Origin of the sequence: Duganella sp. Leaf61 (assembly GCF_001421905.1) — a bacterium.
Taxonomy (GTDB): Bacteria; Pseudomonadota; Gammaproteobacteria; order Burkholderiales; family Burkholderiaceae_D; genus Rugamonas; species Rugamonas zoogloeoides.
Map to the genome: position 1 here is coordinate 619,382 of NZ_LMLM01000001.1, position 22,636 is coordinate 642,017.

The window sequence follows — 22,636 nt, forward strand, 5'->3', positions numbered from 1 at the left end:
ATAAAGCAATAAAAAAACCAGAAAATCACGCAGCGGGCCGGCGCTTGCGGCGATAATGACGGGTACGCATGTGCCGCTTTTGCGCCTCCCACCCATTCCAATGATCCCGTACCATGACCACAGTTGCAGCCCCAGCTTTGCCAGTAGAAAACGCGGTGGAAGACGCGCTGATGCGTTCCATCCGGATTCCGCCACGGCCGAGCCTGCTGGTGGACTTGCAGCGCGAGCTGGCCAAGGCCGATCCATCGCCGCGCAATATGGCCCGCATCATCGGCAACGACGTCGGCATGTCCGGCGCCCTGCTCAAGCTGGCCAACTCGCCGTTCTTCGGCGCCGCCCGCAAGGCCAAGTCGGTCGAGCAGGCCATCAACTTCCTCGGCGTCGATATGTGCGCGTCCACCCTCACCGGCTTGCTGGCGCGGCGCGCCATCGACGGCCAGGGCGCCGACCTGAGCGCGTTCTGGGAAATCTCGATGCGGCGCGCGCAAGCGCTGATGTTCACGTCGCGCAAGCTGCGCATCGCGCCGGCCGACATCGCCCATACTTTTGGCCTGTTCTGCGACATCGGCGTGCCGCTGCTGATGGACCGCTTTGCCGACTACGCCGCCACCTACGACGACGCCTGCGACGAACCGGTCCGCCGCTTCACCGAGATCGAAGATGAGCGCTACAGCACCAACCACGCGGCCATCGGCTGCCTGCTGGCGCGCAACTGGGGCCTGTCGCCCGACGTTTCGTGGGCCATCCTGCTGCACCACGACTACCGCGTGCTCGACGATCCCGCCACCGACGACGCCGTGCGTTCGCTGGTGGCGCTCACGCTGCTGGCCGAAAAAGGCATCGCGCGCTTCTTCGGCCGCACCCTGTCCCACGAATGGGAAAAAGGCGGCGAACTGGCGTGCCAGCACCTTGGCCTGACCGAAGACGAAGCGGCCGACCTGCTCGACGAGCTCAACGAAGCCTTCCACAACGAACGATAAAGATCCCCCATCCGCATGCCCAAGAATAAGCGTCCCGTCCCCCGCAAATCCGCCACCTCGCCTGAAGTCAAGGACGAGCAGAACACCACCGAACTGTGCGCGCTGGCGCTGGACCTGTCGGACGGCGAAGCCAATCCCGACATCGTCGCTGCCGCCACCCGCGCCGACCTGGCGCAAAAAGCCATCGAGTTCCAGCGCCTGCTGCGCCGCCTGCTCACGCAAGGCAAGGACGAGGTACTGTACGGCGCGGTGGAACTGGCGCGCGACGAATCGGTGGACGGCTATCGCTACCTGAAAAACGCCATCGAGGAAGGCGCGGCCAACCTGGTGCTGCGCCGCGAAGGTGCGGCCGATATCGAGATCGACGCGTTTGCGATTCCCGTGTTCGTGCACAGCCAGGGCGGCCTCGATCCCGCTTTTGATTTCCAGGACAGCGCCGCCTACGACGCAGTGCTCGACAGCCTGACCGCCGCCGGCCTGGAAAGCCCGAAAGCGAAAGTCGTACTGGTCAGTCACGCCTACGACCTCGAAGAAATCGAACGCATCAGCTACGGCCAGTTGCACGCCATGCTGCGCGAAGCGGCCAACTCGCTGACCGAGAAAAAACTCACGGCGGCTCCCGCCCTGGAGCGCAGCATGTCGCACGGCTGGACGCCCACCGCCTTTGGACCGGACGACAGCGCGGTGGAAGTACGCTTCCTGGTCGGCTTCGCGTTGAAACGCGCCGACGATCCGTTCTACCAGGTGCCGAAAAGCGAAAAAGCGGCCGATGCCTATTTCGCCAAGCGCGCCGACGCCTACCAGCAATGGACCGCCGACTTCGCTCCGATGGTGGCGCGCTGCCTGGGCTGTGGCCGTGGCGCTGACGGCGCCCTCACGCTCAATTTCCTGTACCAGGATTTGTTCTTCGGCGCGCGCGAGCAGGCGCTGGCCGAATACGCCACCCTGCAAATCCTCGCCACCATGAATGGCGCCATGGCCGGCCACGCGCCGGAGCAGCTGTCCGCCATCATCGCCCCCACCGACATCGACGACGAGATGCTGCTGCGCGTGCAGCTTGCTGCTGGCGCCACCGTGCTGGCCACGGCCGACAAGCCGCTCGACCTGACCGCCGACCTGGAAGTGGAAGTGGACGACCTGCGCGATGCGCTGGCCAGCATCGGCCTGACCGACATCTCGGTGGCGCTGCGGTTCGATGCCGACGGCAATGCCGTGGACGTGCGGCCGCTGGGCTGAGCACGCTTTTTTTATCTTTGACTTCGGGCCAATAGCGGCGGATACTTTTCCTTCAAGCGGAACATAGAGTCCGCTGCCTTGCGGTGCCGGCATGGTGCGCCGCAGCGGCGTACGCCGAAGGAGACGATCATGAAGGCATCGACACCACTGCGGCTGGGGCTGTTCGCGTCCCTGCTGCTGACTTGCAGCCTGTTATCGGGTTGCGCCAGCCTCGGCGCCACGCGCTCGCCACCGCCCGGCCTGTTCCAGGACCAGGCGTTCCACCAGCCGGACAAGCCGATCGACACGGCCAATATCTTCGCCCTCGACGACGCCATGCGGCGCTACCTGCACGACGAAATCGACAGCGCCAAAAAGACCACGGACAAGCGCCAGGCCCTGTTCAACGCGCTGTACCGGCGCGACCAGCTCAAGCTCGAGTACGATTCCGTCATCACCCGCACCGCAGCAGAAACCTTCGCGGCGCGCTCGGGCAACTGCCTGTCGCTGGCCATCATGACCGCCGCGCTGGCGCGCGAACTGAATTTTGCGGTGCAATTCCAGCAGATCGACGTGGGTGAAGTGTGGAGCCGCAGCGGCAATCTGTATTTTTCCAGCAACCATGTGAACCTGGTGCTCGACCGCAAACGCATCGATGCCGGTAGCGCCAGTGCCAGTTATACGCTGCAATCGAACCAGCCGCTGGTAGTCGATTTCATTCCGACTCCAGACACCGCGCGCAGCCGCGCTATACCGCTGGCCGAACGCACGGTGGTGGCCATGTACCTCAACAACCGGGCGGCCGAACTGCTGTCCGCCGGACACGTGGACGACGCCTACTGGGCCGCGCGTCAGGCCATCGCCGCCGCCCCGGATTTTCTCAATGCCTACAACACCCTCGGCGTGATCTACCAGCACCACGGCGACCTGGCGGCAGCCGAGCTGGCCCTGCGCCACGCGCTGGGCGAGGCGCCCGACAACACCATTTATTTATCCAACCTGGCGCAGACGCTGGAGAACGCGCACCGTCCGCAGGAAGCGGCACTGCTGCGCGCGCGGCTGCGCCTGCTAGAACCGTATCCGCCGTTCTACTTCTACAACCAGGGCCAGGAAGCGATGGCGCGCGGCGACTACAGCCGCGCCCGCACCCTGTTCCAGCGCGAACTGGACCGTGTGCCCGACTACCACGAGCTGCACTATTTACTGGCGGTCGCCAGTTACCAGTTGCACGACGTACGCGCCGCCGAACGCCACCTGCAAGCAGCGATCGACAACAGCACCTCGCGCGATACCCACGACCTGTATGCAGCCAAGCGCAACCGGCTGCGGGCGGCGGCTGCCAACCCGAACTGAGGCGCTTGCGCTTACTTTTCTTTTACTCCTGCGTTTCCAGGCGCATCTCTCCCGGCGGCAGCATCAATGACGGTGCCGGTTGCCCGGCCTGCACCAGTACGGCATCGACCGCCAGCGCATCGGCGCCGTGCGCCTTGTCGTACGCCAGGACCAGGCGCCGGCCGGTGGCCGGCAGCAGCGTGGCAGGCACCGGCGATGCGGTGCGGCCGGCCAGGCCGATCAACCAGGCGGGACGGCCGTGCTGGTGGCCGTAGTCGGGGAAGATCACCTGCATATCGACGAAACGGGACTGGTTGAGCAGCACCGCGCGCTTGTCGCGCGCGGCGGCGACGATCGCGCGGATGGCGTCTTCGGCGTGCACGTCAGTCAATGCCGCCACCTCCACCGCGCTGCCGGCAACCGGTACTCCCGCCGCCTTCCTGCCTTCGTCCAGCGCAGCCATGGCGCCCTCGGCGTCGCCAGCGAAACTGAGCACGTTGCCGTACGTTTGCAAGGTGCCAAACAAGCGCCCCTTGTTTTCCGGCTGCAAGCGGGCGTTTGTCACCGCCTGTTCGCTCTGCCGCAATTGTTCCATCAAAGATTGCATCGGCGGCACCGGCTGCGCATACGCCGCGCCCGTCAGCAACAATCCCACGACACATGACGCCGTTTTCATCGGATGCTCCATCGGCTAAAGTTGCCGTGAGTGTAGCGACATGGCCTGCTCGAGGTGATCAGCCGCCTGACTATTTTGTGTACGTTAAAATAAGATATGGAACGCAACCAACTACTCGACGATATCTTCTGGCACACACTGACCGGTGCGCATGCCTGCCATGCCAGCGGCGACGGCGGCGCGCGCCGCTACACCTCCGGCTTCTCGCCCATCCTGGCCTTTGCCGACAGCAATGCGCCGGACTTTGCCGCGCTGCTGCCACACTGCGCGCCGGGCGAACATTTTTACTGCGAAAACTGGACCGGCGCCGCCCCGCCGGGCTGGCGCATCGAGGCGGAAACCACCATGTATCGCATGGCCTGGGCCGGAGGCATGCCGCCATCGGATCCGGCGCCCGATGCGGTGCGCTTGCAACCGCACCATGCGCCGCAAGCACTGGAGTTGGCCAACCTGTGCAAGCCCGGTCCGTTCGGCATCCGCACCATCGAGCTGGGCGACTACTTCGGCTATTTCGACGGCGACCGCCTGATGGCCATGGCCGGCGAACGCCTGCGCGCACCCGGCCTGTGCGAAATCAGCGGCGTGTGCACGCACCCCGACGACCAGGGCCGCGGCCTGGCCCGCCAACTGATCGGCAAACTGGTCCACCGCCACCAGGCACGCGGCGACACCTCGTTCCTGCACGTGATGCGCAAAAACGAAGCGGCGCACCAGTTATATTTGCGGATGGGGTTTGTGGATTACCTGGAGACGGTGGTGCGGGTGGTGGCGCGGGAGGAATGATTAGCTCACGCTAATTACGAATCTGCCAGTAACCCGGCCGTCGTCGTTGATGGGCAACTGCGATCACCCTGACTTCATCCGCAGTCAATTGGTTAATCAGATTATAAGGAAACCTGCGCAGAGCGTAACGGCGCCGCTTGCCTCGAAACACTGACCCCAATTGAGGCGAAGTAAGGATTAGTGTCACAGCCCTCTCGAACTCGGCCAGGAATGCTTGCGCTAATCCGACAGTCGCTTGGGATCTGTAGAAATCAGCCGCTTCCTGCAACTCTAAAAGTGCTGCAGGAGCAATCGTCAGTTTCACTTTAAACTCGCCCGAACCTGCGCCAATGCTTCATCCATGGGAATAGCCCTGACGGTTCCATTTTCAATTTCGGCGATACGACGCTCGACCTCAACCGCCAGTGCTTCGTCAGCCGCTGCATCGTGCTCAAGACTGGCGATCAGCACTTGCACGATCGCTTCGCGTTCATCCGACGTAAGCTTCATTGCCTCTGTAGTGATCAATTCGACTGGTGTTTGCATGTCATCCTCCTTGAAGCCTTATCCTACTCCTTGGAAGCGCTGCTCAGTTCGGTCCGAAAACAATCGCTGCAACTAAATTCTGATTTCGGCATCAAATCTCAGGCAAACCAAGCAACTCTCTCAACGGTATCCACTGCGCCAGCTTCTCCCCATACGCCAGGGTGTACGCCGGGCTGCTCGACGGCAGCGCCGCGATGCGGTAGCGCGTGGCATGTTCGCCCAGCACTTTCAGGCCCAGCTTGTGGGCGGTGCCGCCGTTGAAGGCGATGGCCGTGATGTGGGGGTGGTTGGCCAGCAGGGCCGGCAGGTCGTTGTCGTCGCGGTGGCGGATGGCGCTATCTAAGCTGCCGGTGCGGTGGGCTTGCGCTACCACATCCCACAAGCCGACGCCTTGGCGCAGCAGGGTTTGCAGGCGTTCTTCATAGGGCAGCGGCACCAGGCCGATGCCGATCACGGCCGACATCAGCATCCAGAAGCGGTTTTGCGGGTGGGCGTAGTATTGCGCCTGGGCCAGCGATTTTTCGCCGGGCAGGCTGCCCAGCACCAGCAGCCGCGTGTTGGCATTCACGACCGGGGCAAAGCACTGTTTTCGTTCCATTGCGCCATCCTTGACTGAAGATGGCGACAATTGTAGCGGTCAACGGAACAACGAGTGGCCGAACAGGGTTTGGACTGCGCTCTGGATCGGTTCTTCGGACAGCATCAGCACCAGGGAGGTGCTCACGGCAACGTAGAGAATCACGGAAACAACTTTAATTTGCAGCGCGGTGTTCATGACCGCCTCCGGTTCAAGTGGGTAGATACAAATTCATCATAGTTCATTTTTGATAATTTTCTCTTGTCTTTACATAATTTAATGAGAGAAGCCAACACGGCTGTTGCACCGTTTTAAAAAATGGCGGCTAGGCAAGTTACCGGCCGGACAGCTATACTTGTTCGATGTCAACGCCCCTGCTCTTCGTCACCGCCTGCCTGATCTGGGGCTCCACTTTCTTCGCCATCACGCTGCAATTGGGCGACGTTGCGCCTGCTGTCTCGGTGGCCTACCGCTTCGGTCTGGCCGGTGCAGTGCTGTTCGCCTGGTGCGCGATACGCGGCGACAAGCTGTGGCTGCCGTGGCGCGCCCAGCGCTGGCTGCTGGCGCAGGGACTGGCCACGTTTGCGCTCAGCTATATCTGCACTTACACGTCCGAGCAATACCTGGTCTCCGGCCTGGTAGCGGTGCTGTTTGCCTTGATGGTGTTCTGGAATCCGCTGTTCAACCGCTACGCCTTCGGTACCCCGGTCAGCCGCCGCACCTTTGCGGCCGGTGGCGTGGCCATCCTCGGCGTGATCCTGCTGTTTTCGCACTCGATTGCAGGCGCCTGGCGCGACCTGTCCGCCGGCGGCAATGGCCACTTCCTGCTGGGCCTGGTCCTGGCGCTGCTGGCCACCATCGCCAGCACGGTCGGCAACCTGCTGGTGATCAAGGTGCGCGAACAGTCGCCGAATGTGCTGCTCGGTATGGCGTGGGCCATGACCTGGGGCAGCCTGCTGGTGGCGGCGTGGGTGCTGGTGAGCGGCCAGCGGTTCACCGTGTCCGGCGCGCCGCAGTACTGGGCAGGCTTGCTGTACCTGTCGCTGTTCGGCTCGGTAATCGCGTTTGCCGCTTACTTCACGCTGATCCACCGCATCGGCTCGGACAAGGCCGTGTACATCGGCGTGGTCACGCCGGTGATCTCGGTGCTGCTGTCGATCCAGCTGGAACATTACCGTCCCGGCGCGATCGAATGGGCAGGCATGGTATTGTGTCTGTCCAGCGTCGCCTGGGCGTTGCAACCACCTTCTGTTACCGTCAAAACTACATGAGTACATCAGAACTGATCATCCGCCCGGCCGAACCGGCCGACATCCCTGCCATCTTCGGCATGATTTTTGAGCTGGCCGTGTTTGAAAAGCTCGAACACATGGTCGTCGCCGACGAAGCCATGCTGCACGAAGCGCTGTTTTGTGACAAGCCCACCTGCGAGGCCATCGTCGGCGAAACCGACGGCGAAGTCGTCACCTTCGCGCTGTTCTTCCATAATTTCTCCACCTTCCTGTGCAAGAAAGGCCTGTACCTGGAAGACCTGTACGTCAAGCAGACCATGCGCGGCCGCGGCTACGGCAAGCAGATGCTGGTCGCGCTGGCGCAAATCGCCACCGAGCGCGACTGCGGCCGCTTCGAGTGGTCGGTGCTGGACTGGAACGCCAGCGCCATCTCGTTCTACGAAGGCATGGGCGCGACCATCATGCCCGACTGGCGCATTTGCCGCGTCACCGGCGACGCGCTGACCCACCTCTCCGCTCAGCGCTAAAAAAAAATTCCCGCGACACGGGAAGTTATCGCGGGACTGAACCCGGTGTCAGGGGGAAGGGAGATGTTTCGACGGCTTCACTATAGCCGCGCCCTGCCCGCATCAGGCTCGCCATTACAAACCCTTACGCGCCGTAAAACCTGCTTACACGGCTTTACATAAACCGGCAGCCTTGCACCGCCGGCTTTACAGCCGTGGCGCAGGCGCGCGGCTGGCGATGCGTTCGAGCAGTTCGAACACGGCTTGCGTGAGCAGCGCCAGCACCGCTGCCGGAATCGCGCCGGCCAGCAGCATCTGGTTGTCGTTGAGCGCCAGGCCGATGGTGATGCGCTCGCCGAAACCGCCGGCGCCGATAAACGCGGCAATCGTGGCCGTGCCCACGCTCATCACCGCTGCCGTCTTCACGCCGGCCAAAATCACCGGCAGCGCCAGCGGCAGCTCGATCAGCCACAGCCGCTGGCCTGGACGCAAACCCAGCGCCAGCGCCGCCATGCGCAAGCCGGGCGACACTTGCAGCAAACCGGTGCACGTGTTGCGCACGATGGGCAGCAGCGCGTACACCACCAGCGCGATCAGCGCCGGCACCGTACCGATCATGCCCAGCAAGGGAATGAGCAAGGCCAGCAGCGCCAGCGACGGCACCGTCTGCAGCACGCCGGTCACGCCCAGCACCACTTGCCGCAAGCGCGGATACACCGCCGCCAGCACCCCGAGCGGCACGCCGGCGAGGCAAGCCAGGCCCACGGCTACCAGCACCAGCGTGAGGTGCTGGCGCGTGAGGCGGCCCAGGTTGTCGTCGAAGATCTTGCCGGCCAGGCCGGTGCGCCAAGACGACGGCAGCCGGGCATCTGCGGCGGTCGATGCGCCAGTGGTCGGTGCCGACGTCGTCGATGCTGCTGTGGTCAAAGCGGCAGTAGAGGGTGCGGCTGTATTGCTTGCCCCCTTGGCAGTGGCGCCAGTCAGGCCGCCAGCCGCCAGCCACGCGCGCGCCACCTCGGTAAAATTCTTGCCGTCGATTTCGGCGGAGGCATTCATGGCGATCATGGCGTCGGCGCTGATCCGTCCTTCCAGTTTCTCGATGGCTTTCCATGCAGCGGGAAAGCGCTTGGCGGCGTCCAGCCGGTACAGCAGCATGGCGTCGTAACGGGGGAAGTAACCGAGGTTATCGTCGAGCACGCGCAGGCCGTACTGGCGGATCTTGGCGTCGGTGGAATAGATGTCGATGACGTCGGTCTGGCCCTGGCGCAATGCTTCGTAGGCCAGGCCGTGGTCGAGCCCCTGCGGGCGCTGCGGCAGGCCGTAGCGCTGGGCGAGGCCCGGCCAGCCGTCGGCGCGGCCGATGAATTCGTGCGACAGACCGAAGCGCAGCGCCGGCTGCCGGGCCAGGTCGGCGACGGTCTTCACGCTGGCCGCGTCGCCGCGCATCGCCAGCGAATAGGTATTGTTAAAACCCAGCGGCACGGCCACACCGAGGCCCATGGTCGCGAGCTCTTTGCGGATCTGCTCGAGCGACGTCGCCTGCGGGTGCCTGAGAATTTCCAGGTCGATGGTGCCCAGGTATTCGGCATAGACGTCGATACGGCCGGCCTGCAGGGCAGCGAGCACGATGGCGGTGTTGCCGAGGCCTTGCAGGTGCGTGACTTTCGCGTGCGGCGCAGCCACTTGCGTGAGCACCTCGCCCAGGATGTACGACTCGGTAAAGCGCTTGGAGCCGACATGCAGGGTATCGTCAGCAGCATGCGTTGTGCGGGCCAGGGCACACAGCATGAAAATCAGGGTCAGCCAGGCTGGCAGGCGTGCGCGCACAAAGTCTCCAGATGTATGGTCAATCCGGCCAGCTTACCATTGCGCACGCGAACCCGGCTCAAAGCCCCCGTGGCGAACGCCACACGCCGGCATTGACCACGCCCTGGCACGGATTGAAGCCGATCGCATACGCCAGCTCGCCCGGACGGTCGATGCGCCACAGCGCGAAATCGGCGCGCTTGCCCACGGCCAGCGTGCCCACCTGGTCGTGCAGACCCAGCGCGCGGGCCGCGTGCACGGTGCAGCCGGCCAGCGCTTCCTGCGGCGTCAGGCGCCACAAGGTACATGCCATGTTCATCGCCAGCAGCACGGAGGTCATGGGCGAGGTGCCGGGATTGCAGTCGGTCGATACCGCCATCGGCACACCGAGCGCGCGCAAGGCGCTGACTGGCGGCGCGTTGGTGTCGCGTAAAAAATAATAGGCGCCGGGGAGCAGTACGGCCACGGTGCCGGCGGCGGCCATGGCGGCGACGCCTTCGGAGCTCAGATGTTCGAGATGGTCGGCGGACAGGCCGTCGTAGCGCGCCACCAGTTCGGCGCCGCGCTGGTCCGATAACTGTTCGGCGTGCAGCTTGACCGGCAGTCCGCGTGCATGCGCCGCCTGGAATACGCGCTCGGTCTGCTCGTGCGAAAAGCCGATGCGCTCGCAGAAGGCATCGACCGCATCGACCAGCCCCTCGCCGGCCAGCGGAGCGATCATCGCGCACACGGCGTCGATATAGTCGTCGGCGCGGCCCGCGTATTCGGGCGGCAGCGCGTGCGCGCCTAAAAACGTGGTGGCCACCTGCACCGGCAGCTCGCGGCCGATGCGGCGGGCGACGCGCAGCATCTTCGCCTCGTTCTCCAGGTCGAGGCCATAGCCGGACTTGATTTCGATGGTGGTCACGCCTTCGGCCAGCAGGCTGTGCACGCGCGGCAGGCTTTGCGCCAGCAGTTCGTCTTCGCTGGCGGCGCGCGTGGCGCGTACGGTGGACATGATGCCGCCGCCCGCACGGGCGATGTCTTCATAGGTGGCGCCGTTGAGGCGCGCTTCGAATTCGCCGCTGCGGCTGCCGGCGTGGACGATGTGGGTGTGACAGTCGATCAGGCCGGGCGTGAGCCAGCAGCCGCCGCCGTCGTGCACGACGGCGGCCTGGCCGTCGGGCAGCGCTGCCAGTGGCCCCAACCAGGCGATGCGGCCGTCCCTGACCGCAATTGCGGCGTCGAGGATTTCGCCATAACCGTCATCGTTGGCCATGGTGGCCAGGTGCACATTGGTAAATAACACATCCCACGCCATGGGCAGCCCTTAGTTGGCGATCAGATCGACTACGAACACCGTGGCCTGGGCCGATTCCAGCGTCCAGGCCTGTTCGCCGTCGAGCACCAGCAGGTCGTAGCGCACCAGCGCCAGCCGCTCGCGCGCACTGCCCACCGACAGGCTCTCGCCGTCGGCCAGGAAGACCAGCGTGGTACCGCTGCGGCGCGGCAGCGGCACGCTGCCGCACACCACGAACGGTTCGATCCGGTGACGGTAGCGGCCACGCCGGGTCAGAACGTTGAAGTCGAGCGTGGCCTGGCCATGGACGGTGGCGTGGACCGGGTCTTCTCCGGCAAATTCCACCAGCGGCTCGCTGGGACTGAGCACGACGCGTTCATCGCCGAAGTCGAGCAGCACGCCGTCGCCGGCGACCAGCACCAGCGTGCGGTCCACGCCAGGAAACTGCGAGAACGGGCCATCTTCGGCGATGCTGGCAAGGCTCACGCGCCAGTCGAAATCGTCGAGCCCCGCGCCGGGCGGCGACATCGCCAGTTCGGTGGTGACGCCGCCGCCGTTCTTCCATGGCGTGGGGCGCAGGCTTGCGTACTGGATTAACCGGTTCATCGGAACTCCCTCAGTTCTGCCATCGTGTGCTTGAAGCGCGCAGCAATCGCCTGCTGCGCCACGTGTTGCGCGTTGCGTACCACCCACCGGCCGCCGACCATGACGTCGCGCACCAGGTTGTCGTTGCCACTAAAAATCAGGCTGCCCAGCACCTCGTGCAGCGCCAGGCCGCACAGGTTGGGATGGGCATCGTCGAGCACCAGCACGTCGGCGCGGCGGCCCGGCGCCAGCGCGCCCACCGGCCGCCCCGCCGCCTGCGCCCCGCCCTGCAAGGCGCCTTGCCACAGAAACTCGCCCACCTGGCGCTGTTCTTTCGACACCGCGATATTGCGGCGCTGGTGGTGCAGCCGTTGGCCGTATTCGAGCCAGCGCAATTCCTCCACCGGGCTTTGCGACACATGGCTGTCGCTGCCGATGCCGAACCGTCCGCCCGCCGCCAGAAAATCCTCCAGCGGAAACAGGCCATCGCCCAGGTTGGCCTCGGTGGTGGGACACAGGCCCGCCACCGCACCGCTGACAGCGATGCTGCACACTTCAGTGTTACTCAGGTGCGTTGCATGGACCAGACACCAGCGGCTATCGACCGCCACCTGGTCGAACAATAATTGCACCGGACGCCGGCCGGTATGGGCCAGCGCTTGCTGCACCTCCGCCTGCTGCTCGGCAATATGCACATGCACCGGCCGCTCGGACGGCAAGCTCGCCAGCACCGCGTTGATCTGCGCGATGGACGCCGCGCGCAGCGAATGCGGCGCCACGCCCACCTCGGTCTGGCCATCGCGCATGGGCGACAAGGCGTCGATCACGCGCAGCACATCGTCGGCATCGGTGCGAAAGCGCTGCTGCTCCGGCGTCAAGGGACTGTCGTTAAATCCCGAATAACTATACAACACCGGCAGCATGGTGACGCCGATTCCCGCCAACCGTGCGGCAGCAATCACGCGCTCGGCGGTTTCGGCCGGCCGGTCGTACCAGGCGCCATCGGGCTGGCGTTGCACATAGTGGAATTCGCATACCGAGGTGTAGCCGTGGCGCAGGCATTCGGAAAACAGCTGGGTGGCAATCGCCTCGAGTTGGTCGGGCGTGATGTTGCGTGCGAAGCGGTACATCAGGTCGCGCCAGGTCCAGAAGCTGTCATGGCTGTCACCGGCGAACTCGGTGCGGCCACCGAGCGCGCGCTGGAAGCTGTGCGAATGCAGGTTGACCATGCCGGGTAGCGCGTATTCCACGCATTCGATGCCTGCTGCCGGTGCGCTGCCGGGCGTGACGGCAACCAGGTCGCCGGCCTGGTTCCATTCCAGCAGCACGTCAGCGCGCCAGCCATCGGGGAGCAAGGCGTGGCGGGCGAACAGCTGGTTCATGACTGCACCCAGTCGGCCGCCGCCTGCGTCATCGCGCGCAGCAGGCCCTGCACCTGCGCTGCCAGGTCGGGACGGTAGCCATAGGGCGCCTCCTCGTCCATGTACACCGACTGGCACATTTCAAGCTGGATTGCCTGGACGCCGGCGTCGGGCCGGCCGTAAAAGCGCGTGATATGGCCGCCCTTGAAGCGGCCGTTGACCGCCACGCTGTAGCGATCCTGAGCCAGTGCGCGCGACACCACGGCATGCGCCAGTCCCGGCGCGCAGGTGGCGCCGTCGGCGGTGCCGAAGTTCAGGTCGGGCAGCTTGCCCTCGAAAAAGCGCGGCACCCTGGACGCGATCGAATGCGCGTCCCACAGCGCCACCCGGCCGTGGATGGCCAGCAGGCGGTCGAGTTCCGCGCGCAGCCGCGCGTGATATGGCTGCCAGTAGTGTTGCAGGCGCCGCTCCACTTCGGCCTGGTCCGGCACGCGGCCATCGACGTACAGCGGCTCGCGGTGAAACGTATCGACCGGGCACAGGCCGGTGGTGTCCTGGCCCGGGTACAGGTTGGTGTTCTCGGGCGGGCGATTGAGGTCGATCGCGTAGCGCGACCAGCGCGCCGAAATGGTCGATGCGCCCATCTCCTGCAAAAAACCGTACAGGCGCGCCAGGTGCCAGTCGGTGTCCTGGCGGTCGGTGGCAGCTGCCGTCATGGTAGCCGCGATTTCGTCGGGGATGTCGGTGCCCACGTGGGGCATGGACACCAGCAACGGGATGGTGCCGGCCTGGAACTGGTAGTCCATAGTGCCTCCGCAGGTTAAGGGTGCAAGGAAGTGAACAACTCGCGGCACGAGGCGCTCAGTTCACCGCGCATGACCATGCCCTTGGCGGCCTCGATATCGGGCGCGAAGAAGCGGTCGACATCAAAAAACGGCACCGACTGGCGCAGTTGCGCGTGCACGTGTTCCAGGTGCGGCGCGGTGGTGAGCGGGCGGTGGAAGTCGATGCCCTGCGCCGCCGCCATCAGCTCGATGCCGATGATGACCGCCGTGTTCTGCGCCATGTCGTCCAGGCGCCGGGCCGCATACGTGGCCATGCTGACGTGGTCTTCCTGGTTGGCGGACGTCGGGATGGTATCCACGCTGCCCGGGTGCGCCAGCGATTTATTCTCCGACGCCAGCGCGGCAGCCGTGACGTGGGCGATCATGAAGCCGGAGTTTACGCCCGGCTCGGGCACCAGGAACGGCGGCAGGCCCGATAAGGTCGCGTCGATCAACAGGGCGATGCGACGCTCGGCGATGCTGCCGATTTCGGCAATCGCCAGCGCCAGCGTGTCGGCCGCAAAGGCCACCGGCTCGGCGTGGAAATTGCCGCCCGAGACCACCACCGACAGTTCGCCGTCCTTGAACAGCAGCGGATTGTCGGTGACGGCGTTCGCTTCGATCAGCAGCGTGCGCGCGGCGTTGTTGATGATGTCCCAGCAGGCGCCCATCACCTGCGGCTGACAGCGCAGGCAGTAGGGGTCCTGTACCCGCTCGTCGCCCACCAGGTGCGAGGCGCGGATCGCACTATCGGCCACCAGTTGGCGGTAGATGGCGGCGGCGGCGATCTGGCCCGGCTGGCCGCGCACTTCATGCACGCGGGCGTCGAACGGCGCATCGCTGCCCTTGGCCGCGTCAAGCGACAGTGCGCCCGAGACAAAACCCGCCTCCAGCAAACGCTCGGCCATGAACAGGCCGTGCAGCGCCAGCGCGGTCGAGACCTGGGTGCCGTTGATCAGCGCCAGGCCCTCTTTCGCAGCCAGCACCACCGGCGCGATGCCGGCGGCCTGCAAGGCCTCGGTGGCGTCCATCAGCACCCCGTTCATGCGTACCTGGCCCACGCCCAGCATGGCCAAGGTCATGTGCGACAGCGGCGCCAGGTCGCCGGAAGCGCCCACGGAACCCTTGGCGGGAATGGCGGGCATGATGCCGGCGTTGTACAGCGCGACCAGGGTGTCGATGATGAGCGGGCGCACGCCCGAGTAGCCGCGCGCCAGGCTGCCGATCTTCATCAGCATGATCAGGCGGCACACGGCGTCGGACACCAGCTCGCCGGTACCCACCGAGTGCGACAGGATCAGGTTGCGCTGCAGTTGTTCGAGCTTGTCGTCGGGGATGCGGGTTTTGGCCAGGAGGCCGAAGCCGGTGTTGATGCCGTAAGCGGCATCGCCCTTGGCGACGATGGCGCGCACGGCAGCAGCCGACGCTTCGATCACTGGATACGCTTCCGGCGCCAAAGCCATTGGGGCGGCTTCGTTCCAGACAGCGCGCAATTCGGAGAGCGTCAGCGCGCCCGGTTTCAAGGTGAGGGTCATGGTCATTTGATCATTGGAAGGTTGAGGCCATTGCGCCGGGCGCAGGCGATGGCGGTGTCGTAGCCGGCGTCGGCGTGGCGCATCACGCCCGAGCCGCTGTCGTTGACCAGCACCCGCGCCAGCCGTTTGGCGGCAGCATCGGTGCCGTCGGCCACGATCACCACGCCCGAGTGCTGCGAGTAGCCCATGCCCACGCCGCCGCCGTGGTGCAGCGACACCCAGGTGGCGCCACCGGCAGTATTGAGCAAGGCGTTCAGCAGCGGCCAGTCGGAGACGGCGTCGGTGCCGTCTTTCATGCTTTCCGTCTCGCGATTCGGGCTGGCGACCGAGCCGGTATCGAGGTGGTCGCGGCCGATCACGATCGGCGCTTTCAGCTCGCCGTTTTTCACCATCTCGTTAAAGGCCAGGCCGGCCAGGTGGCGCTCGCCGAGACCGAGCCAGCAGATGCGCGCCGGCAGACCCTGGAAGGCGATGCGCTCGCGCGCCATGTCGAGCCAGCGGTGCACCTGCGCGTGGTGCGGGAACAGTTCCTTGATCTTGGCGTCGGTTTTATAGATGTCTTCGGGGTCGCCGGACAGCGCCACCCAGCGGAACGGTCCGCGCCCCTCGCAGAACTGCGGCCGAATGTACGCGGGCACGAAGCCGGGGAAGTCGAAGGCGTTGGCCACGCCGTGGTCGAACGCCACCTGGCGGATGTTGTTGCCGTAATCGACCACCTTGCAGCCGAGCGCCTGGAAGTCCAGCATGGCCTGCACGTGTACCGCGCACGAGCCGGCAGCGGCAGCTTGCAATTCCGCGTGGCGGGCCGGATCGGCTTGCGCCGCCTTCCACTGTTCCACGGTCCAGCCCTGCGGCAGGTAGCCGTTGATCAGGTCATGGGCGGAGGTCTGGTCGGTCACCAGGTCGGGCGCCAGGCCACCCGCGCGGGCGCGGCGCACCAGTTCGGGCAGCACGTCGGCGGCGTTGCCGAGCAGACCGATGGAAATGGCGTCGCCATTGGCCAGGTGGGCTGCGATCATGGCCAGCGCCTCGTCGATGCTGGCGGCCTGTTTATCCAGGTAGCGGGTGCGCAGGCGGAAATCGATGCTGCTTTGCTGGCACTCGATGGTGAGCGAGACGGCGCCGGCCATGGTGGCGGCCAGCGGCTGGGCGCCGCCCATGCCGCCAAGGCCTGCGGTCAGCACCCAGCGCCCCTTCAAATCGCCGCCGAAGTGCTGGCGCCCTGCTTCGGCAAAGGTTTCGTACGTGCCCTGCACGATGCCCTGGGTGCCGATGTAGATCCACGAGCCGGCCGTCATCTGGCCGTACATGAACAGGCCTTGGCGGTCGAGTTCATTGAAGTGCTCCCAGTTGGCCCACTTGGGCACCAGGTTGGAGTTCGCAATCAGCACCCGTGGCGCGTCTTCGTGGGTCTGGAACACGCCGACCGGCTTGCCGGACTGGATCAACAGGGTCTGGTTGTCTTCCAGTTCGCGCAGCGAGGCCAGGATCTGGTCGTAGCAGGCCCAGTCGCGGGCGGCGCGGCCGATGCCGCCGTAGACCACCAGGTGCTGCGGATTTTCCGCCACTTCCTTGTCGAGATTGTTCTGCAACATGCGGTATGCGGCCTCGGCGCCCCAGTTCTTGCAGGTACGCTCGGGGCCGCGCGGGGCGCGGACATCGCGGGTGGGGTCGAAACGCGGATCTTGGCTCATGGTCGCTCCTGCTCATGGGGATAAGGTGCCCCTAGCATAGGTTGTCTATACAACCAAGTCAACCGCCTTGACGGTATTTTTAGCCGCTATTTTTTATAGACCCGTTTGCCGCCCATCCAGGTTTGCAGCACCACCGTCTTGCCCAGCTGCTCGGGCGGCGCCGTGAAGATATCGCGGTCGATCACAATGAAATCGGCCCACTTGCCCGGCTCCAGCGAGCCGATCACATTTTCCTGGCGGGCCGCATAGGCCGCATCGAGCGTGAAGCACCTTAGCGCCTCGGTCAGGGTCATGGCCTGGTTCTTGTACCAGCCGCCCGTCGGCGCGCCGGCCGCGTTCTGCCGCGTGACCGCCGCGTGCAGGCCTTCGAACGGGTCGGGCGGCTCCACCGGGAAGTCCGAGCCGCAGGCGATGCGCGAGCCCTGGTCGAGGAAGGTGCGCCAGGCGTAGGCGCCCTTGATGCGTTCGTGTCCCACGCGCTGCTCGGCCATGTTCTGGTCCGACGTGGCGTGGGTGGGCTGCATCGACGGGATGACGTCCAGCGCCTTGAAGCGCGGGATGTCCTCGGGCGCGACCACCTGCGCATGCTCGATGCGGTGGCGCAGGCCGCCGGCCTGGTACTTGGGGATCAGCTGGGCGTAGGCGTCGAGGATCTGGTGGTTGCCGGCGTCGCCGATGGCGTGCACGTTGACCTGGTAACCGGCCTTCATCGCTTTTTCCATCTTGGCCTGCATGGCCGCGTTCTGCTGGAACAGCAGTCCTTTCGTCGATGGCATGTCCGAGTACGGGGCGATCAAGGCGGCGCCCCGGCTGCCCAGCGCGCCGTCCGAGAACAGCTTGACGGCGGCCAGCGCATAGGTGTCGTTGGCGTAGGTTTTCAGCGGTCCTTCCTTCGATAATTCGTCGAAGGCGGCGCCGGTGTCGCCGATCATCGCGTACACGCGGGCGGTAAGCTTGCCATGGTCGGCGTAGTCGCGGTAGATGCCATCCTCGGCCACCGAAATGCCGGCGTCGTGCACGCTGGTCAGGCCCGACTTGGCCAGCAGCGCCAGCGCGTTGTCGAGCATGGCGCGCGCCTGGCTTGGGGTGGGCAGCGGCACCACCTTGTCGGCCAGCGCCATGGCGCTGTCCACCAGCACCCCGGTGGGGTTGCCTTTGGCGTCGCGCTCGATCTTGCCGCCGGCGGGGTCCGGCGTGTCCCTGGTGATGCCGGCCATGGCCAGCGCAGTGCTGTTGAGCCAGGTGGCGTGCACGTCCACCCGGCGCAGCAGCACCGGGCGGTCGCCCACCACCGCGTCGAGGTCGGCGGCGGTGGGGAAACGGCCCAGCTTCCAGGCTTCCTGGTTCCAGCCATGTCCGATGATCCAGGCGTTTTTCGGGTGGGCGCGGGCAAAGTCCGCCACCGCGCGCAGGGCCGCCGGCAGCGAGGTAGGGGAAAACAGGTCCACACCCGAGGCGATCTCGCCCAGCCCGAACACGTGGCCGTGGGCGTCGATCAGCCCCGGCAGCAGGGTCTTGCCCTGGGCATCGACGTGCTTTGCGCCCGGCAGCGCGGCAGCCGTTTGCGCCTCGCTGCCGGCCACCACTACCTTGCCCTGGGCGTCGAACGCCAGCGACGTGAAGCGCTGCAAGGCGCCCGCCGCCGTCAGCGTGTAGCCGTTGGCGTGGTCGATAATGGTTTGGGCGTAGGCCGCCGGGGCCAGGGCGGTGAAGGCAAGCGCCAGGGCGGCGGCCAGCGGCAGGCGCCGCTTGAGGGTGGTGCGCATCGTTTTCTCCATTCGGTACCAGGCTGCCAGTGTAGCGAAGTTTGCAGATCGACAGGACGGGTACAATGGCGGTTTCGCCGAAATCACCACAACCCAGTGAACAGCCGCCAACTCTATCACCGCCTGCTCAACGAATTCCGCCCTTACCTGTGGATCGGGTTCTTCACCCTGTTCGCAGTGGGTCTGGCCGCCGCCACCGATGTGCTCCTGATCCGCCAGCTGCAAACCGTGATCGATGCACTGGCGCCGTCGCACGTGGTCGGCGCCGTGCGCCCGCCTGCCACCGGCATGCTGGCCGTGGCGCAGCAGTGGCTGACCGACATCCTGCCCAAGAATACTGCCGACGCGGCGATGTGGAGCATCCCCGCCGTGATTTTCGGCCTGGCCGTGATGCGCATGGTGTCGAGTTTCATCGGCGAATACGGCGCTGCCTGGCTCAGCAGCCGGGTGCAGGCCAACCTGCGCGAGGCCATGTTCGCGCGCATCATGCGCCTGCCCAATGGCTTTTTCGACCAGTCGTCCACCGGCACCACGCTCTCGCGCGTGGCGTTCGACGCCGCCCAGGTGGCGCAAGCCGGCCTCACGGTGGTCAACGTGGCGGTGCGCGATTCGGTGCTCACCATCGGCTACCTGATCACCATGTTCGTCTCGGACTGGCAACTGGCCCTGTTCTGCCTGATCCTGATGCCGCTGGTGGCTGCCGTGGTCACCTTTGCCGGGCGCCGCATGCGCAAATTGAGTAAAAGCGCCCAGGCCGCCATGGGCGAACTGACCAATGTGCTCGACGAGAGCATCAGCGGCCAGCGCGTGGTGAGAATTTTCGGCGGCCAGGAATACGAACAGACCCGCTTCGACCGCGTGGTCAAGCTCAATCGCCAGCTGGCCGTCAAGCACGCGGCCACGTCCGCCCTGAACTCCGGCGTGATCATGCTGCTGATCGGGATCACGCTGTCGTCGGTGATCTATTTTTCGCTGCTGCGCCACCAGGCCGGGGCGCTCACGGCCGGCGACTTCGTCTCGTTCATCGTGGCGCTGATGGCGATGCAGTCGCCGATCAAGAACCTCACCAAGATCAACGAGCCGCTGCAACGGGGCCTGGCCGCCGCCGATTCGGTGTACAGCCTGATCGACACCGAAACCGAAGCCGATACCGGCCAACACACCACCACCCGCGCCCACGGCCAGCTGTCGCTCAAGGACGTGAGTTTCCAGTACCTCGATGCCGACGGCAAACCGCTGGTGGCCGACGCCAGGCTGGCGCTCGATAAGGTATCGCTCGACATCCGCGCCGGCGAAACGGTGGCGCTGGTCGGCAGCTCGGGCAGCGGCAAGACCACGCTGGCCAGCTTGTTGCCGCGCTTTTACGATGTGAGCGGCGGATCCATCACGCTCGACGGCGTCGATCTGCGCGAGTATGCGCTCGCTTCACTGCGCCGGCAGATCGCGCTGGTGAGCCAGGACGTGGTGCTGTTCAACGATACGCTGGCCGCCAATATCGCCTATGGCGATCCGGCGCCGTCGCAGGAGCGCATCGAAGCGGCCGCGCGCGCGGCGCACGCGCACGAGTTCATCGTGCGCCAGCCGCAGGGCTATCAATCACCGGTGGGAGAAAACGGCTTGCGCCTGTCAGGCGGCCAGCGCCAGCGCCTGGCGATCGCCCGCGCCATCTACAAGGATGCGCCGATCCTGATCCTGGACGAGGCCACCAGCGCGCTCGACACCGAATCGGAACGCCTGGTGCAGCAGGCGCTGGAACGCCTGATGCAGGGCCGCACCACGGTGGTCATCGCCCACCGCCTGTCCACCATCGAGAACGCCGACCGCATCGTGGTGCTTGACGGCGGCAAGATCCGCGAAGTGGGCAGTCACGACCAGTTGCTGGCCAACGACGACATGTATGCGCGCCTGTACCACACGCAAAAAATCACTCAGGTCGCGTCGTAAAGCGTGATGCCCGGCGCATGGCGCGCTACTCCTGCCGTTCGCGGTCGAGCAGCGCTGCCTTGCGGTCGACGCCCCAGCGGTAGCCGGAAATCGAACCGTCGTTGCGCACCACCCGGTGGCACGGGATCGCCACGGCCAATGCATTGGCCGCGCACGCCCCGGCCACGGCGCGCGCGCCCTTGGGCAGGCCCACCAGTTCGGCCAGCTCGGCGTAGCTGACGGTGCGCCCGGCGGGAATCGCGCGCAGCGCCTGCCACACGCGCTGCTGGAATGTCGTGCCGCGCACGTCGAGCGGCAGGTCCAGGCCCAGTGCCGGGCGCTCCACCATGCCAACCACGCGCGAGACCACCTGCTCGTAGTCGGCCTCGGCGCCGAGCAGCTCCGCCTTCGGAAAGCGGTCCTGCAGGTCCCGTACCAGGAAATCGGGATCGTCGTCGATCAGGATCGCGCAAATGCCGTGGTCTGTGCTGGCCACCAGGATCGCGCCCAGCGAGCAGGCGGCAATCGCAAAGCGGATCTGCGCGCCCTGCCCGCCCGCGCGAAACGCCGACGGCGTCATGCCCAACACCGCTGGCGCCTGCGCATAAAACCGGCCACTGGAATTGAAACCGGCCGCGTAGAGCGTGTCGGTGACGGAAACCTGCTGCGCCAGTCCCTGTTGCACCCGTCGTGCGCGGCCAGCGTTGGCGTACGCCTTGGGCGTGATGCCGGTGGCCGCCTTGAAGATGCGGTGAAAATGAAAACGGCTGACGCCGACCGCCGCCGCCAGCGCGTCGAGGTCGGGCGCGTCGTCGCCGGCCTGGGCGGCGGCGTCGATCAGGGCGCAGGCACGCGCGGCGATGGCGGCCTGGCGCGCGGCCAGCGGCGGCTGGTCGGGCTTGCAGCGCAGGCAGGGGCGAAAGCCGGCCTGCTCCGCCTCTGCGCGGCTGGCGTGGAACGCGACGTTGCGGCGCAGCGCCGGACGGGCTGCGCATGAGGGGCGGCAATACACGCCGGTGCTGCGCACCGAGTACCAGAACACGTCGTCGGCGCCGGCATCACGCGCCTGCACGGCGGCCCAGCGCGCGGTATCGTCGGCATACGCCAGGTTGGACAAAGCTGAGTTACCCATCTCGTACTCCATGAATGAATGGCAATGCGGCCATCGTAGCCACCGGCGCCGGTACGCACACTCCGGCGCTTGCTTTCGAATTGTATGTCGATGCTAGAATGCCGGTCAGCCGCCTGCCCGGGGGCGCCTACGGAGACGCGGTTTGGACCAGCAAGCAAACAATCAACCATCTGACCATACCCCGATTTTCCAGCGGATCAAGGATTATTTACTGGCGCAGATCGGCGCCGGCGTGTGGAAGGAAGGCGACGTGATTCCGTCCGAGCAGGCGCTGGTCAAACAGTTCGGCGTCTCGCGCATGACCGTCAACCGCGCCGTGCGCGAGCTGACCGCCGAACAGGTCCTCACCCGGCGCCAGGGTTCCGGCACTTACGTGGCCCAGCAAAAATACCAGTCCACGCTGCTGCAGATCAAGTCGATCGCCGAGGAAGTGCGCGCGCGCGGCCACGTCCACCGCAGCAGCCTGCAACACCTGGAACAGCTGAAGGCCAGCGATTTGATGGCCAAGCAGTTCGAGCTGCCGTCCGGCCACCCGCTGTTCCACTCGGTGATCATCCATTTCGAGAATGGCGTGCCAATCCAGGTGGAAGACCGCTGGGTCAATCCCGACTGCGCGCCCGACTACATGGAACAGGACTTCAGCGCCATCACCCCCAACGAATACCTGATGCAGGCCGCGCCGCTGCAAGGCGCCAGCTACAGCATCGAAGCGCTGCCGGCGCCGCGCGAAATCGCCGACATGCTGGCCATCGAGGTGCGCCAGGCCTGCCTGGTGCTACGCCGCCAGACCATGTCGGGCGGACGCATCGCCACCATCGCCACCATGTGGCACCCGGGACACCGCTACCAGTTCGCCGGCAGCTTTACCCAGTAGCCCACCTCTATCACTAGCAAACAACAAGTAA

The 22,636-nt window shown here is 65.6% G+C and carries 22 protein-coding genes; 8 read left to right on the top strand and 14 right to left on the bottom strand.

Translation table 11 applies throughout. The features are described from left to right. Nucleotides 1-113 precede the first annotated feature (113 nt). The 3 genes from ASF04_RS02690 (at nt 114) to ASF04_RS02700 (ending at nt 3,548) form a co-directional block, all read left to right on the top strand. Nucleotides 114-980, top strand: a complete 867-nt coding sequence (locus ASF04_RS02690; protein WP_056137889.1) for an HDOD domain-containing protein — start codon at nt 114-116, stop codon at nt 978-980. 15 nt (nt 981-995) lie between these two features. Beyond that, a complete protein-coding gene (locus ASF04_RS02695; protein WP_056137891.1) occupies nt 996-2,216 on the top strand; it encodes a DUF2863 family protein in 1,221 nt (406 codons plus the stop codon). A 129-nt stretch (nt 2,217-2,345) separates the two neighbouring features. Beyond that, nucleotides 2,346-3,548: a tetratricopeptide repeat protein gene (locus ASF04_RS02700; RefSeq protein ID WP_056137893.1), complete on the top strand. Its 1,203-nt coding sequence runs from the start codon at nt 2,346-2,348 to the stop codon at nt 3,546-3,548. Between the two features lie 22 nt (nt 3,549-3,570). Here the strand turns inward: ASF04_RS02700 and ASF04_RS02705 are convergent, their stop codons facing one another. Then, on the bottom strand, nt 3,571-4,203 hold the full coding sequence (locus tag ASF04_RS02705) for a hypothetical protein (RefSeq protein ID WP_156368509.1): 633 nt from the start codon (nt 4,201-4,203) through the stop codon (nt 3,571-3,573). Nucleotides 4,204-4,299: 96 nt separating this feature from the next. On the opposite strand from ASF04_RS02705, the gene ASF04_RS02710 reads away from it, so the two are divergent. Then, a complete protein-coding gene (locus ASF04_RS02710) occupies nt 4,300-4,986 on the top strand; it encodes a GNAT family N-acetyltransferase (RefSeq protein ID WP_056137897.1) in 687 nt (228 codons plus the stop codon). A 10-nt stretch (nt 4,987-4,996) separates the two neighbouring features. On the opposite strand, the gene ASF04_RS28655 is transcribed toward ASF04_RS02710, so the two are convergent. The 4 genes from ASF04_RS28655 to ASF04_RS27810 form a co-directional block, all read right to left on the bottom strand. Continuing rightward, nucleotides 4,997-5,290, bottom strand: a complete 294-nt coding sequence (locus tag ASF04_RS28655) for a type II toxin-antitoxin system RelE/ParE family toxin (protein ID WP_082488505.1) — start codon at nt 5,288-5,290, stop codon at nt 4,997-4,999. After that, entirely contained in the window at nt 5,287-5,511 is a 225-nt protein-coding gene (locus tag ASF04_RS02715; protein WP_056137898.1) for an addiction module protein, read from the bottom strand. The genes ASF04_RS28655 and ASF04_RS02715 overlap by 4 nt, the downstream gene beginning before the upstream one ends. A gap of 91 nt (nt 5,512-5,602) precedes the next feature. Continuing rightward, the gene (locus tag ASF04_RS02720) at nt 5,603-6,109 is read right to left on the bottom strand and encodes a DNA-deoxyinosine glycosylase (protein ID WP_056137901.1); all 507 of its coding nucleotides are present in this window, start codon (nt 6,107-6,109) and stop codon (nt 5,603-5,605) included. A gap of 39 nt (nt 6,110-6,148) precedes the next feature. Continuing rightward, the gene (locus tag ASF04_RS27810) at nt 6,149-6,286 is read right to left on the bottom strand and encodes a hypothetical protein (protein WP_164474757.1); all 138 of its coding nucleotides are present in this window, start codon (nt 6,284-6,286) and stop codon (nt 6,149-6,151) included. 164 nt (nt 6,287-6,450) lie between these two features. Between ASF04_RS27810 and ASF04_RS02725 the strand changes: the two genes are divergently transcribed. Both ASF04_RS02725 and ASF04_RS02730 read left to right on the top strand, forming a co-directional pair. Then, a complete protein-coding gene (locus ASF04_RS02725) occupies nt 6,451-7,359 on the top strand; it encodes a DMT family transporter (RefSeq protein WP_056137904.1) in 909 nt (302 codons plus the stop codon). Next, nucleotides 7,356-7,847 carry a GNAT family N-acetyltransferase gene (locus ASF04_RS02730; protein WP_019923227.1) on the top strand — a complete coding sequence of 164 codons (492 nt, stop codon included), beginning with the start codon at nt 7,356-7,358 and terminating at the stop codon, nt 7,845-7,847. Before ASF04_RS02725 ends, ASF04_RS02730 begins: the two co-directional genes overlap by 4 nt. Before the next feature lie 186 nt (nt 7,848-8,033). Here the strand turns inward: ASF04_RS02730 and ASF04_RS02735 are convergent, their stop codons facing one another. The 8 genes from ASF04_RS02735 to ASF04_RS02770 form a co-directional block, all read right to left on the bottom strand. Further along, nucleotides 8,034-9,614: a glycine betaine ABC transporter substrate-binding protein gene (locus ASF04_RS02735; protein WP_082488540.1), complete on the bottom strand. Its 1,581-nt coding sequence runs from the start codon at nt 9,612-9,614 to the stop codon at nt 8,034-8,036. Nucleotides 9,615-9,711: 97 nt separating this feature from the next. Next, complete coding sequence (gene hutI, locus ASF04_RS02740) at nt 9,712-10,932, bottom strand: imidazolonepropionase (RefSeq protein ID WP_056137907.1); 1,221 nt, start codon at nt 10,930-10,932, stop codon at nt 9,712-9,714. 9 nt (nt 10,933-10,941) lie between these two features. Then, nucleotides 10,942-11,517, bottom strand: coding sequence for a HutD family protein (locus ASF04_RS02745; RefSeq protein WP_056137909.1), 576 nt, complete (start codon nt 11,515-11,517; stop codon nt 10,942-10,944). Then, entirely contained in the window at nt 11,514-12,878 is a 1,365-nt protein-coding gene (locus ASF04_RS02750) for a formimidoylglutamate deiminase (RefSeq protein WP_056137910.1), read from the bottom strand. Before ASF04_RS02750 ends, ASF04_RS02745 begins: the two co-directional genes overlap by 4 nt. Continuing rightward, nucleotides 12,875-13,663, bottom strand: coding sequence for an N-formylglutamate deformylase (gene hutG / locus ASF04_RS02755; RefSeq protein ID WP_056137912.1), 789 nt, complete (start codon nt 13,661-13,663; stop codon nt 12,875-12,877). Before hutG ends, ASF04_RS02750 begins: the two co-directional genes overlap by 4 nt. Nucleotides 13,664-13,677: 14 nt before the next feature. Further along, entirely contained in the window at nt 13,678-15,222 is a 1,545-nt protein-coding gene (gene hutH / locus ASF04_RS02760; RefSeq protein ID WP_056137914.1) for a histidine ammonia-lyase, read from the bottom strand. Continuing rightward, a complete protein-coding gene (gene hutU / locus ASF04_RS02765) occupies nt 15,219-16,910 on the bottom strand; it encodes a urocanate hydratase (protein WP_056137918.1) in 1,692 nt (563 codons plus the stop codon). Before hutU ends, hutH begins: the two co-directional genes overlap by 4 nt. A gap of 86 nt (nt 16,911-16,996) precedes the next feature. Continuing rightward, entirely contained in the window at nt 16,997-18,676 is a 1,680-nt protein-coding gene (locus ASF04_RS02770; protein WP_056137920.1) for an amidohydrolase, read from the bottom strand. A gap of 96 nt (nt 18,677-18,772) precedes the next feature. On the opposite strand from ASF04_RS02770, the gene msbA reads away from it, so the two are divergent. Then, complete coding sequence (msbA, locus tag ASF04_RS02775) at nt 18,773-20,620, top strand: lipid A export permease/ATP-binding protein MsbA (RefSeq protein ID WP_056137922.1); 1,848 nt, start codon at nt 18,773-18,775, stop codon at nt 20,618-20,620. Nucleotides 20,621-20,645: 25 nt separating this feature from the next. Here the strand turns inward: msbA and ada are convergent, their stop codons facing one another. Further along, a complete protein-coding gene (ada, locus tag ASF04_RS02780; protein ID WP_056137924.1) occupies nt 20,646-21,743 on the bottom strand; it encodes a bifunctional DNA-binding transcriptional regulator/O6-methylguanine-DNA methyltransferase Ada in 1,098 nt (365 codons plus the stop codon). 130 nt (nt 21,744-21,873) lie between these two features. Here ada and hutC point away from each other — a divergent pair, with 130 nt between their 5' ends. Beyond that, the gene (hutC, locus tag ASF04_RS02785; protein ID WP_056137926.1) at nt 21,874-22,605 is read left to right on the top strand and encodes a histidine utilization repressor; all 732 of its coding nucleotides are present in this window, start codon (nt 21,874-21,876) and stop codon (nt 22,603-22,605) included. Nucleotides 22,606-22,636: the final 31 nt, after the last annotated feature.